This is a genomic window from Negativicutes bacterium (assembly GCA_021372785.1).
Taxonomy (GTDB): domain Bacteria; phylum Bacillota; class JAAYKD01; order JAAYKD01; family JAAYKD01; genus JAJFTT01.
The window spans coordinates 106,290-119,850 of the sequence record JAJFTT010000036.1 but is presented as its reverse complement, the minus strand read 5'-3'; the positions used below and the strand labels follow the sequence as shown (position 1 = coordinate 119,850).

The 13,561-nt window shown below is 47.2% G+C and carries 12 protein-coding genes; 11 read left to right on the top strand and 1 reads right to left on the bottom strand.

Annotated elements, in window-relative coordinates:
* Positions 1-6: 6 nt before the first annotated feature.
* From msrB to LLG09_05205, 9 genes are all read left to right on the top strand, one after another.
* On the top strand, positions 7-1,041 hold the full coding sequence (gene msrB, locus LLG09_05245; GenBank protein ID MCE5196517.1) for a peptide-methionine (R)-S-oxide reductase MsrB: 1,035 nt from the start codon (positions 7-9) through the stop codon (positions 1,039-1,041).
* A gap of 379 nt (positions 1,042-1,420) precedes the next feature.
* Entirely contained in the window at positions 1,421-2,170 is a 750-nt protein-coding gene (truA, locus tag LLG09_05240; protein MCE5196516.1) for a tRNA pseudouridine(38-40) synthase TruA, read from the top strand.
* A gap of 25 nt (positions 2,171-2,195) precedes the next feature.
* Positions 2,196-2,393 (top strand): YwbE family protein, encoded by a 198-nt coding sequence (locus tag LLG09_05235; protein MCE5196515.1) that lies wholly within the window; start codon positions 2,196-2,198, stop codon positions 2,391-2,393.
* 1,061 nt (positions 2,394-3,454) lie between these two features.
* A complete protein-coding gene (locus LLG09_05230; protein ID MCE5196514.1) occupies positions 3,455-4,765 on the top strand; it encodes an amidohydrolase in 1,311 nt (436 codons plus the stop codon).
* A gap of 85 nt (positions 4,766-4,850) precedes the next feature.
* A complete protein-coding gene (locus LLG09_05225; GenBank protein MCE5196513.1) occupies positions 4,851-5,738 on the top strand; it encodes a DUF3100 domain-containing protein in 888 nt (295 codons plus the stop codon).
* A 27-nt stretch (positions 5,739-5,765) separates the two neighbouring features.
* Positions 5,766-6,278, top strand: a complete 513-nt coding sequence (locus LLG09_05220) for a DUF340 domain-containing protein (GenBank protein MCE5196512.1) — start codon at positions 5,766-5,768, stop codon at positions 6,276-6,278.
* A gap of 413 nt (positions 6,279-6,691) precedes the next feature.
* The gene (locus LLG09_05215) at positions 6,692-7,330 is read left to right on the top strand and encodes an HAD family hydrolase (GenBank protein ID MCE5196511.1); all 639 of its coding nucleotides are present in this window, start codon (positions 6,692-6,694) and stop codon (positions 7,328-7,330) included.
* 28 nt (positions 7,331-7,358) lie between these two features.
* Entirely contained in the window at positions 7,359-8,036 is a 678-nt protein-coding gene (locus LLG09_05210; GenBank protein ID MCE5196510.1) for a CDGSH iron-sulfur domain-containing protein, read from the top strand.
* Positions 8,037-8,118: 82 nt separating this feature from the next.
* Positions 8,119-9,060, top strand: coding sequence for an alpha/beta hydrolase (locus LLG09_05205; GenBank protein ID MCE5196509.1), 942 nt, complete (start codon positions 8,119-8,121; stop codon positions 9,058-9,060).
* 125 nt (positions 9,061-9,185) lie between these two features.
* On the opposite strand, the gene LLG09_05200 is transcribed toward LLG09_05205, so the two are convergent.
* Positions 9,186-9,833: a hypothetical protein gene (locus LLG09_05200; GenBank protein MCE5196508.1), complete on the bottom strand. Its 648-nt coding sequence runs from the start codon at positions 9,831-9,833 to the stop codon at positions 9,186-9,188.
* Between the two features lie 484 nt (positions 9,834-10,317).
* On the opposite strand from LLG09_05200, the gene LLG09_05195 reads away from it, so the two are divergent.
* Positions 10,318-12,165 (top strand): DUF4153 domain-containing protein, encoded by a 1,848-nt coding sequence (locus LLG09_05195; GenBank protein ID MCE5196507.1) that lies wholly within the window; start codon positions 10,318-10,320, stop codon positions 12,163-12,165.
* Between the two features lie 303 nt (positions 12,166-12,468).
* Positions 12,469-13,266 carry a tryptophan-rich sensory protein gene (locus LLG09_05190; protein ID MCE5196506.1) on the top strand — a complete coding sequence of 266 codons (798 nt, stop codon included), beginning with the start codon at positions 12,469-12,471 and terminating at the stop codon, positions 13,264-13,266.
* Positions 13,267-13,561 lie beyond the last annotated feature (295 nt).

Here is a 13,561-nt window from a genome sequence, read left to right as displayed (position 1 = left end):
TAGATGATGGGAGTTCTTAAACATCAGCCAAAAACAGCGGAACAGGTAGAAGAGATCGGGTCGGGACAGGCTGTTACGAGCAAAGAAATTTATCTGGCAGGCGGTTGTTTCTGGGGAACCGAGAAATATTTCTCGGTGGTAAAGGGTGTTTTGGCAACCGAAGCCGGTTATGCCAACGGCACAGGCGACCAGATCACGTATGCAGAAGTGTGTCAGAGCAGCGGGCATGCAGAAACGGTAAGAGTGACCTATGACCCGCAGAAAATTCGTCTGCAGTTCCTCTTGCAGCTCTTCTATGAAGTGATTGATCCGGTGGCGAAAAATCGACAAGGCAATGATCTTGGCATCCAATATCGCAGCGGTATCTATTACACCGATGCGGCGGATCGGGAAATCATTTTGACCTCCCTGCAGGAATTGCAGAAACGCTATACTGAACCGTTAGCGATTGAAGTGCTGCCTCTGCAAAATTATTGTCCCGCAGAAACATACCATCAGGACTATTTGACCAAGAATCCTGGCGGCTACTGTCATATCAGAAAAGAGAAATTCAGTCAAGCAGAAAGAGCAGAGGATCCGGAACTGTCATACCAGCCACCGGAGCAAGAAAAACTGAAAAGTCGGCTGACAGAACTGCAGTATCAGGTAACCCAAAATCAGGCGACCGAACCGGCTTTTCAGAATGAATACTATAATCACTTTCGCCAGGGTATTTATGTTGATATCACCACCGGCGAACCCTTATTTTCATCTGATGATAAATTCGCTTCCGGCTGTGGTTGGCCAAGTTTCTCCAAACCCATCAGCAAGGAGCGGATTCGGGAATTCACAGATCACAAATTTGGCATGCAGCGAGTTGAGGTACGCAGTAAGGGCGGCAACGCTCATCTCGGGCATGTGTTTACGGATGGTCCCGCTGCAGCCGGCGGCTTGCGTTATTGTATCAACAGTGCGGCTTTGCGTTTCATTGCCAAAGAAAAAATGGCAGAAGAGGGCTATGGTTCGCTGCTGGCTTTGTTCCGGCAGGATGCCAGGCAGTAAACCTGGGTTTTCGAGAGCAAAGGGGGAGAGAGGCGAGAAGATGGCAGCAGCAGTTCTCATGCTCTGCAATCGGTTGCTTCGGATCAAAGCTTCTTTCAGATCTCTGAAGGGAGCTTTTTTCTGAGTTGAATTGAGACGGCAGTGTTTTCAACGAGTGCCTGCGCTGCGGGTGACTGTCATCTTGACAGGGATCTATTTTCAAGGTAAGATGTAAAAAAGATACCAGACAAGAGAAAATCAAAAACGTGTCTGTCAGCCAGTCAAGAGATATTTTACCGGAATCGCGATCAGGCGGCGCAGACAGCATGTGCGACCAACCGGCAGACGATGGATTGCGCAATGCTGCCAGGCATGTCTTGCCCAAAGGGAAGGGAATTCAATGCACAATTATAAATTAACAATTGCTTATGATGGAGAGCATTTCAGAGGTTGGCAGCGTTTGGGGAATACGGAGAATACCATCCAGGCTGTAATTGAGAATGCACTGTCTGCTATGCTTGGTTACCCCATCGAAGTGGTTGGCGCCAGCCGGACCGATGCCGGTGTGCACGCGCTGGCTCAGACAGCGAATTTTAAAACAGAGGAAAACCTCAATTGCCATGATATTATGCACTTCCTCAATCACTATCTGCCCAAAGCGATCAGCATTTGCGCGGCAGAAGAAGTATCCGAGCGCTTTCATGCGCGCTACAATGCCAAAAGCAAGACCTATCTCTATAAAATCTGGAATGAAAACTACAGCAACCCTTTTATGCGATATTACAGCATGCAGGTGGAACAGAAACTGGATTTGCAGCAGATGAAAAGGGCGAGTCAATATTTTCTTGGGCAGCATGATTTCACTGTTTATTCCAATGCAAAATCAAATAAGAAAGACAAAATTCGCACCATTCATTCACTGGAAATCGAACAAAAGCAGGGAATGGTTGAAATTCGCATTTGCGGCGACGGTTTTCTCTATAACATGGTCCGCAAAATCGTCGGCACCTTAATTGAAATTGGTTTGGGTGAAAAAAAAGCGGAAGAGGTTAACCAGATCCTGCTTTCCGGCGAGCGGATCCGCACCGGGACAATGGCTCCACCCGAAGGACTCTATCTGGAGCAAATTTCTTATGCAAATCAATCTTGATCTGGCTGGAGAAAGAGGAAACAAGATGGATGCAAGAATTCGTAATCAGATTAAGCCGGGTCTCACCGTTATGGTTGTGCAAAAGCAGGATCAGGCGAGCGGGAAATTAACCGAAGGTATTGTCAAAGATATACTAACCAATTCACCTATGCATCCGCATGGCATCAAGGTCAGATTGGTCGGCGGTGTGGTCGGCAGAGTGGCGAGAATCCTGACAGTCTAGGTTTTTGTCTGATGTTTTATACAAGGAGCCACTGTTTGAATTCTTGCAAATAATTTCTTATAATTATACTATTTTATCAGCAAACGCAGCCGGAACCATTCTCCTTTATAGCAAAATAAGAAAAACGCGGTCACAAAAGAAACGATAATGATTATGCGGATCAGTTGAATTTTTTATGAACAACAAGTTAAGTTTCTATACCACATTTCTTTCAAAACAGGCTGAATCCAGAATCGTGTTTTTCATTATTCCATTCGTGTTTTCCACATAGAAAGACAGATAACTACAGTTGCGTTAGAAATGAATTCTGATTACTTTGGTATTTTAAAGGGAAATCATTTTTTGCTGTAATTAATTGTTGACAAACCCGATAAAATAGTTTATTGTATGGGCAGGATTTGAGCTTCCGGAAGGCGCAGAAACTCCCGTTGACGGCGAATCAGCGAGTTTCATCTTCATTATTTATTCACAAAAGGATGCTGGTCAGAGACAGACAGCGCGCGTGCTGCCGGGGTTACATTAAGAGGGTTAAGGGCAGGAAATAATAACATAAATATACTTTATCAAGAATAATTATGTATATTCATTCACAATTTGCCATTGCATTCCTTCTTTGTGCAGCCTGTTTTTTTTAAAACAGCCAATTTTCGTGCAAGCTGTTACAGTTCGGCTCGTCAGCAGTCCGCCAATTGTTTTCATTCCTCTTTTGAATTCGTCAGAAGCTGCTTTTTCTCACGCAAAGCAAGCGGAACGATCCTTGTGTATCGGGAAAGGAGGGTTGCAGGCCTACACAGGAAAAGCACCGGCTCAATGACTTCCGGAAAACAGGTCCCCAGTATAACGAACCGTCTGCATTTGCATCGGCTGAAGACTCTTTGTGGTGGACACCGTCATAGATTTTGCGCGTTCATTCAGTTCAAGGCAATGCCACATCAGCATCAGGCAGAGAAATAACGCTCTTGGCATCAGCATGAAACAGCAGCAAAATTCTCGGCGTTTTAGACACGTAACGGTGCAAAAGTGAAAGCACGCCAGTCGTGCACTGAAAGGGAGGGTTACGGATGACACATACCAGAGAGGAACTCAAGAAAATTGCCTGTGAGGCAATCGACAAAAATCGCGATAAAATCATGGCGATCGGTGATTCCATTCTGAAAGAACCGGAATTAGGCTATAAGGAGTTCAAAACCGCTGCGAAAGTAAAAAAAATGTTCGATGAACTCGGCTACACTTATCAGGATGGCGTGGCGATCACCGGTGTTATTGCTCCCCGTAAAGGCAAAGAATCAAAGATGAAAGTTGCTATTATGGGTGAACTTGACGCTGTTATTGTACAGGATCATCCTTTTGTCTGCGCCGAAACAGGAGCAGCTCACGCCTGCGGCCACAATTGTATGATCGCAGGTTTAACCGGTGTCGCCTATGCTTTGAAAGATACCGGCATCATGGAAGAATTATCCGGCGACATCGTCTTAATGGCGGTTCCGGCAGAGGAATATGTGGAAATCGGTTACAGAGCCGGTTTACGCGAGGAAGGTAAAATCAGTTTTCTGGGCGGCAAGCAAGAATTTATCAAACTTGGCGTGATGGACGATATTGACATCATGGTGATGCAGCATACTGCCAGCTATACGGATGGAACCAAAGCGATTGTCAGAAATGAAGCCAATGGCTTTACCGGCAAACTGATTCAGTACATTGGTAAAGAAGCGCATGCCGGCGGAGCGCCTCATGAAGGCATCAACGCTTTAAATGCTGCCAATATTGGCCTGATGGCAGTTCATGCGCAGCGGGAAACATTTAAAGATGAGGATCATATCCGCGTTCACCCCATCATCACCAAAGGCGGCGACCTGGTCAATGTGGTTCCTGCCGATGTCAGACTGGAAACTTATGTGCGGGGCAGCAATGTCACAGCAATCCTGGATGCCAGCGCCAAAGTCAACCGTGCCTTTAAGGCCGGCGGCGATGCAGTCGGCGCCAAGACGATTATTACGGAGCTTCCCGGGTACCTGCCGATGAATTTTGACGAGCAATTAACCGATGTGATGTATGAAAATCTAAAAACATTAGTCGGTGAAAAAGCAGTTCAAAGACAAGGCGCGCACGGCGGCGGTTCCACCGATGCCGGCGATGTTTCCTATTTGATGCCGACACTGCATACCTATATGGGCGGTTCTGCAGGCGGAGGGCATACCAGAGAATTTATGCTAGTCGATAAAGAAACAGCTTATATTACTTCCGCAAAAGCTCTTGTCTGCACAGCGATCGATCTGCTGGCTGATGGCGCCAAAATTGGTTTAGAAATCAAAAACAACTTCAAAGCGCCAATGACCAAGGCAGAGTATCTCAGAGACTGGGGTCACCTTTAGACCCTGCCGTCATCGCGTTTTAGCAAGCTTAAGGGTCAACTCATTGGAAACCCACACAAATTGGGATTAGGAGGGAATACTGTTTATGAAAGGCTTCAATTTAAAAGACTGGAAAGTCCATTTATTTTGCCTCCTGCTCGTTATTGCTTCAGAGCTGATCGGCAACTTTAAATTTGCTCAGGGTATCTTAAGTTTTACTTTATTTCCGATGCTCTATGCTTTGGTGATCGGTGCCATTCTTTCGATCGTTAAAGTGATTGATATGGATATGATGACGACCGCTTCTCCCTATATCGGTATCAGTGTTACTTTGTTAACCTGCAAAGTCGGTTCTACCATCGGCCCGAATTTAGAGCAGGTGATCAAAGCGGGTCCTGCTTTATTGCTGCAGGAAATCGGTAACTTGGGTCCGATCCTTTTCTCGATGCCGATTGCGATTTTTGTCTTCAACATGGGTCGTGAAGCCGTTGGTGTTACCTTCTCGATTTCCCGTGAAGGTTCCCTTGCCGTTGTCGGCGATTTATATGGTTTGGATTCAGCGGAAGGGCGCGGCGTTATGGGCGGTTATGTCACCGGCACCCTGCTTGGCACGATTTTCAATAGCTTAATGTCTTCTGCTGCTTTAGCCAGCGGACTTTTCCATCCCTTTGCTATGGCTATGGCTTGCGGCACCGGTTCCGCTTCCATGATGACCGCGGCATTGGCTCCTTTGATTGATAAATTCTCCGTAGATCCAAGTTTAATGACCAATGTGGCCGGCAAAATGCTTACCGTACCGGAAATGGTCGCACAAATGCAGGCCTATGCCGCCGGCAGCCAGATTTTGACCGGTGTCGATGGCTTATATATTAACTTATTCGTTGCCATTCCCTTTACCAATTGGTTCTATCGGAAATTGAAAAAGATCAGAAACCCCGGAATTTCTGAAGCGGAATTGTTACCGGTTCATAAAGCAAAAGTTACCGGTTCATAAAGCCAAATAGCATAAGGAGGGAAAACCATGTCAGAAAAATGGGGAACACGCTTAAAAGTTTTGTTTTTTTCAATTTTGTTTGCTTCTATCGGTAACACGATCAATACCTGGGTGACCAAATCCAGATCACTGACCCCCGATAAAGTAAAAGTCTATATGCCTTGGGATGTTTGGCCGGCGTTGTTATTGATGGTAGCCATTTGTGTGGTTGGTTTAATCATCACCGACTGGGTCGCGAAGAAATGGCCGAAGACCGATCTGCCGAGTGTTCTGTTTATTTCCATGATCGCTGTTTTACTTGGTATTCCTGGCCTTTCTCCGATTGCCGGCTGGATGTCCACTGAATTCAACAAAATCGGACTCCTGCCGCTTTGCACACCAATTCTTTCATATGCCGGTATTTCCATCGGGAAAGATCTGCCCGCTTTCAGAAAGCAAGGTGTCGCTATTGTGGTTACCGCCTTGTTTACCTTTATCGGAACCTATGTGGCTTCCGCTATCATTGCTCAAATCGCTTTGAAAGCAACCGGACAAATCTAATTTCCTTATTGAGTAGCAAAAACCGCTCGCCTTTTAAAAGCTGCGAGCGGTTTTTATAATGCAAGCTCTGAAACGCCAGGCAAACCGGATCCGCAAAACGGCTGCTGCAGCAAGAAAACAGAGTGAAATGAGTTGCCGGTAAATAAGACCGCGTTCTTGATTGAGCAAGGAAAGCTGACGGCAGAGCAGGAGAGCCGAAACCTTTTCTACAGGTCAACGCTTGCGCAGATTCAATCACGATTTTTAGATTTGCAGCGGATGACGGATGGTTAAGCGGATGTCCGGGCAGTTGCCGGCGTCAACGGCAGGTGTTTTTTGAGTTGACAGCAGGAAAAACCGCTTCGGTGCAGGAATTGATGGTAGTATCCATCTTTTGATTGACGAAAATACGAACGGGATGAGATGAGGCAGAAATGAAAAATGCGATTATTTTCGATTTGGACGGCACCTTGTGGGATGTCTCCCGGCAAGTGCTGCCGGCTTGGAACAGAGTGCTGCAACGGCATTCTGAAGTGAACCGTCAGATCACCATAGCGGATCTGCACAGTTATATGGGGAAAACCATTGCGGATATTGCGCAGATCATGCTGCCGGAATTGCCACTGGTGCAAAGCCTGAAAATTATGGATGAATGTGCCGTGGAAGAACAGCTTTATTTGCGTGAACATGGGGGTGTGCTTTATCCTCATCTGGAGGAGATGCTCGCTTCTTTGAAAAAAAACTATCTGCTTTTTATTGTCAGCAACTGTCAGGACGGTTATATTGAATCTTTTCTGGAATTCCACAAATTGACGGAGTATTTCACCGACACTGAGTGCGCCGGCCGAACCGGCTTGTCCAAGGGGGAAAATATTAAGCTGGTCATGGCCAGAAATCAAATTGAGCGTGCTGTCTATGTCGGTGATACGGAAGGGGATCTCAAGGCGGCACGGTTGGCGGCCATTCCCTTTATACACGCTGCCTATGGTTATGGCCGGATCGACAGTAAGGAGGTAAGCATTGCTCAGCTGTCGGAGCTACCGCAAACCGTAAAGATGTTTTTTACGATCTGAAAAAAATAATACAGGAGGGGTGGTTGCTATGGTGAAGCAAGCGAAAATTGTAATTGTCAAAAACGGTCCCTATCTGGTTACAGGCGACGTGCCGGTTTCGGAAAAGATCATTACCGCCAATGGCAGGCAGTATGAACTGAAAGAAGGCCGTCCGCTGCCTCAGGCAGAAAGTTATGCCTTATGTCGCTGCGGCAAAACCAAGACGCCGCCTTTTTGTGACGGCTCCCATCTGCATACGCATTTTGATGGCGAAGAAACTGCCTCCCGGGCAAATTACCTGGACCGGTTGGTGGATGTGCAGCAGGGTCCGGAGCTTGACTTGTTGGATGACGGACGCTGTGCCTTTGCACGGTTTTGTCACCGCAATGCCGGCAGTGTCTGGGAATTGATCGCCAATTCCGATGATCCTGCCTTGAAAAAAGAAGCCGTGATCGCCGCTTCCGAATGCCCCTCCGGCAGATTGGTGGCGTTTGATAAAGAAGGCAATCAAATTGAGAAAGAATACGTCCCTGCCATTTTCATTTTGCAGGACCCCCAGAAAAAAGTCAGCGGTCCCATTGCGGTTGTTGGCCGCATCCCGATTGAATCGGCTGATGGAGTGCCTTACGAAGTGCGAAACCGGGTCGCTTTATGCCGCTGCGGTGAATCGGACATCAAACCATTCTGCGATGCCTCTCACATCAATGCAGCCTATAAAGATCAATAAATTACCAGCAGGAAAACCTCAATAGAAAAATCCAAGCGGATTCATTTTTACGAAGAACCATACGATTAAGGAGGATTATCCTATGCTGTGGTACTTGTTTAGCTTTATTCTGGTGGCGGCGGCTATTTTGACGATCTATTTTTCATCCCGTATTTTTGCTTCTGTGTTTCTCAATCCGCATAAACATATCAATCTGGCCAAAACGCCGGAACAAACGAAAGCAATGGCTCAGTATTATGTAGAAGGGATCAATGATTTTATGCAGCTGCAGCCGGAAGAATTAGAAATTAAAAGCGATGGTTTTAAACTGCATGGTTATTATCTCGCTTCCGCTAAACCGGTGACAATTATCCTGCTGCACGGCTGGCGGGATGAAGCACAGGCAATGATGAAGGATGCTTTGACTTATTATCGCAGCGGATATACGGTTTTCCTGCCGGATCTGCGTTCTCATGGCAAAAGCCAGGGCAAGTATATTGGCATGGGCTGTGTCGACAGAAAAGATATTCTTGGTTGGATCCGATTTCTGATGAAGAAAGATCCCGGTAAGAATGTTTTTGTCTTGGACGGACTTTCCATGGGCGCTGCCACCGCGCTCGCTTTGAGCGGGGATGCCGATTTTCCGGCGGAAGTGAAAGCCATCATCAGCGACAGCGCCTATCCTTCGGTTCAGGAATTATTGCCGGGAATGCTGAAATTTAAAAAAGGTTACATCAAAGTTATGCATCTTTGGCTGCTGGAAAGATGGTGTCAGCTGCTCTGCCATTATTCGTTCACGCAGGATACGCCTTTTGAGCAAGTGGCAAAATCGAAGACACCCACCTTATTGATTCATGGCAGTGCGGACAATTTTGTGCCGATGGCACTGGCGCAAAAACTCTATGACAACTGCAGCGCACCGAAAGAATTCTGGGCAGTGGATGCTGCCGGTCATGGCAACGCTTCCTGGATTGCCAGAGAACAATATGGTAAAAGAAAACTGGATTTCCTCGAGCGGGTTTTGGCGGAACATCCGCAGGATTAATCCGCTTGCCGCCTGTAGGATCGATCAACAAACGACCGACTGCTTGACTGATGTATGCACATTGTCAAGACAGCCGGCCGTTTGTTTTTCGTGTTTTCGTTTGTACCCGGCTTGCTTTGCCGGTCTTACTTACCGCCAAACAGTGCCGTAAAGGTTTGTGAAAGTGTTTCATGCCGGACTGTCACCACATTAAACCGGAGCAGGTGGAAGGTGATTTGTACGCAGAATCCGGCGGTGAGAGCGGAAATAACGGTGCCGAGTCCTATCAGACCACCCAATTTCCAACCAATCAGAAGGACGAGCAATTCGATGGAGGCACGGCAAAGGCCAACCGGAAGCTGTGTTTTCCGCGTCAGCGCCACCATCAGACTGTCTCTGGGACCGGCGCCGAAGCCGGAACCGATGTAAAAGTAGGAAGCCAAAGCAATAATAAACAAACCGGCGATCATCATCAAAAGCCCGGGGAAGAAACTGTTGGCCAAGGGTATCAGGTTCCAATCAAGCAAAAGATCCATCATCAAACCAATGAGAACCATATTACCGAGAGTAACAAGTCCTAATTTCTCTCCCAGCAGAGCGGTAAGCACACCGATCAGTATGCCAACTAAAATCGAAGCGGTACCGATGCTGATGCCGGTTGTTTTGGCAATGCCGGCGTGAAAAACATCCCATGGTGCATAACCAATGTTGCCTTTCATCGTGACTACGATGCCGAGCGCGTAAAGAAATAAACCAAAAGCCAGACGCAGCAAACGAACGGGATAATTTTTCATTCATGATCTCCTTTGAAAAATCAGATTTGGCGCCAATTCAAGAACAGCTCAGTAGACGGTATGATTCAGGTTGATTATAGCTTTTTTAAGCTTAAAGTCAAGAGACTTGCTCTGCTTGCTGCCGGATCGCTGTTTACTGCAACGGTTGGCAGCAAAATAAAGTCTGCGATTGGCAGGATTCTCAGCGGAAATGCGAAATTACTGATCAGGATCTCTTTTTCGAAGCGAATCCGCTTGCTCCTTTTGCTCGAAACAAAACCGGAAAAGGAACGACGAAAAAGAAGCTGAATCGTTCTGAAGATTTCACTTGGGAACGTCACCGTGTTGGTGTCTGTCTCTGCTGTGCCGAGCAGGGTGACGTCACGGCATTTTAAGACGGCAGGCAAACATGCACTTATTTGGCGGAAGCTCAAGCCGATCCTCAAATCGAAGCACTGAAAAACCAACAATATCCTAAGAATCAACTTAAAAAAGGAGGTACACGATGAATACTTTCAGGAAATCAGGCAGCCAAGTCTTCCGTAATGCCCTGAGAGCTTGCAAAACCTTCCCGGCAGCCAATCTGGCTGCGCTGGGATTTGCCGTGGTTACCATGATCCGCATTCAGTTGGACTGGCCGGCGCAGGAAGCTTACAACTTGCTGTTCAATTGTCTGCACTGGGCGTTTGCATGCGGTGCTGTTTTTAGTTTAGCGGCGATCACGGCGGCGCAAAACCGTTTCAATACCGGCAAAGCGTTCCTGTCTGCAAATTTAGCCGGCGCTGCCGTTACGTTGTTTTGCTTTCTCATGCTCTATTTTTTCGGAGCGCAAGTTGCCGGTACCCGGTATGCTACGATCACATCGCTGGCTGCCGCCCGTGTCTCGGCAGGAATCCTGCTCAGTCTCGTCGGTTTTATCATCACAGCCGGCTTGCCGCCGGAAAAATCCGGCTTTGACCGCGCTTTATTTATGACGGAAAAAGCTTTCTTTATCGCTTTACTATACGGATTGGTGATTCTGGCCGGCGCTTTTGGTGTCGTCCGCGCTTTTCAGGCGCTTTTATATCAGGGAATGAGCGGTAAAGTTTATCAGTATATTCTGACACTGGCAGGGTTTTTGACCTTTAGCATTTTTACCGGTTATTTCCCGGATTTCCGCAAAGATCGGCAGGATGAACAGCGGACCATCGCAGAGAAACAGCCCCGTTTCATCGAACTGCTCTTCGGCGGAATCATGATCCCCATTGTAATGGCTTTGACTGTAGTGCTGTTTGCCTGGATCGGGCGGATTATTTTCACCAGAGCATGGCCGTCATTCAGTATGCTTGCCGGGATTGCCACCGGTTATGCTGTTTTTGGCATCTGGCTGCATCTCATGGTAACCCGTCAGCAATCTGCTATAGCCAAATTTTACAGGAAATTCTATCCGCTTGCCGCTCTGCTCATTTTGATTTTTGAACTCTGGGCTTTGCTCCTGCGTTTGAACGAAAGTGGCTTAAAAGTGGAAGAGTATGCCTTTGCCGTCACCTGGATTTTTTCAGCGATTGCAGCTATTTTATTGTTCTGGAAAAAAGAGAATTCACATAATTTCATTGCCGTGCTGCTGTGTGCTCTCGCTGTGTTTTCCGTCCTGCCGAAGGTTGGTTATCTCGACTTGCCGGTCAGTGCCCAAGTCAACCGTTTGGAAAAGCTTTTGCTGCAGGAAGATCTATTACAAAACGGCGAATTGGTGGCGGCAGTCAGTTTACCGGAAATGAAAGTGCGTCAAGCCATTACCGATGCGGTGAATTTTCTTGCCTATACCAACAGCGATCAATTGCCGGCATGGTTTGCGAGGGATCTCGGCGACAGCGCTGTTTTTAAACAGAAGTTAGGTTTTGAACCTGCCTTTGTCAGCGAGGGACCAGTTTTTCCGCCGGTCACTTATCTCAGTACGTCGCTGATTATGCCAAACGAAGCTTTGGATGTCAGTGCCTATCGTTGGGCGATTTTGATGCAGTCGGAAGGCAAAGACAATATGACGGCTGCCGTCAGCGGGGATCGGGGCAATTACTTCATCCAATGGAGTCCCGAACCAAAAACCGGCATGCCGGTTTTTCGCATCAAACTGAATGATAATTTAATTCTGGAAGATAAACTGAACACCTACCTGGCTCGCTTGCTTGCCGCTTATCCGCCGGGTCAAACCGATCCGGTGTTTCCTCCCATCGCGGATATGTGTTTGGTTTTGGAAACACCGGAAGTGAATATCCTGCTCGTTTTCCGTTTTATCAACATCAATCTGGATCTCAGTACGGACACTATGACGTACCGGCTGGAAATCAACACGATCTACCTGGCGGAAAAAGCTTAACGGCGCCGTTGCCAACGGTAGGCAAGACTTTTCCGACAGACCTCCCACTGCGCTGCGGAGGTCTGTTTTCTCGCTTGCCGGGATTGATTTTGAATCATTTTAGGGCGGGGTAGCCGCAGCGGCAGGAAGCGAAGCTTGTGGTGTGCCTTTGGCAGAACTTGCAGAGGTTCGTATGTTTTTTGAAATCTATGGAAGGAAAACAAGTTTTGGAAGAGAATAAGAACTGTAATCCAATCATTTAGTAAAAAATGGAATCAAAAAGAATACAGGCAGGGCAGCAAACAAGCAGAGGAGCGATATGAGATGAGAGATTATAAAGTGAAAGGTTATATTCGTATCTTGGTCGGCACGACGTTTCTGCTGATGATTGTAATCAACGCCCTGGCAAATATCATGAAATTCAACGGTCAGACAACCGGTGATGTTGCTAATGCTTACCCCAATCTTTTTGCTCCGGCCGCGGTTACCTTTGCTATTTGGGGAGTGATTTATCTTTTATTGGCAGCCTATACGCTCTATCAACTTGGGCTTCTGCAAGATAGTTTAAACAGGGAACAAGCGAATTTTCTGGGTAAAATCGGCTTTATTTTTTCTTTGTCGTCGCTGGCGAACGCCGCCTGGATTTTTGCCTGGCATTATCATCAAATAACACCGGCGATGATCCTGATGCTGGTTATTTTGAGCTGCCTGATTGCGATCAACCGCATGATCCTGCAAAGAGAACTGAGCCCAAAAGAACGATTTTTTATACAAATACCGTTCAGTGTCTATTTTGGCTGGATCACTGTGGCAACCATCGCCAATGCGACGACGTTGCTGGTCAGCAAAGGCTGGAATGGGTTTGGTCTGACAGAGACGGTATGGACGGCAATCCTTCTTGCGGTCGGCACGCTGCTTGGTGTTCTCACCATGCTGCTGCATCAGGATTTTACTTATGGCCTGGTGATGATTTGGGCTTATCTTGGCATTTGGCTGAAACATACCGGTGAAACCGGCTTTGCCGGCCGTTACCCGCTGGTTGTTTCTGTAACACTGGGTTGTATTGCCGTATTTGTGCTGGCCGAAATCTATTTGATCATAAAAAAGATCAGAGAAAGATAAAATTTGAGGTTGAATCACCTGAGCCGCCGGACAGATCTCTCTGTTGGCTGATTTGGCCGGGAAACGATAACGGGCTTGTCAAGCAATGGCCAGCCGCTGCTTTTCCACAGAAAAACCGAAGAGAAAGGGTTTGAATCCCTCACGGATCGGCAACGGAAGCGGTGATCGATGCGTGCAATGAATGCGGAGCAGATTGCCGCCTGCCTTCCGCTGCGCCGTTTGTGACTTGCGGATTATCCCAAAACAGAATACTTAAAATAACGAAAAACGCCCTGTTATCACGTAAGAAAGCCTT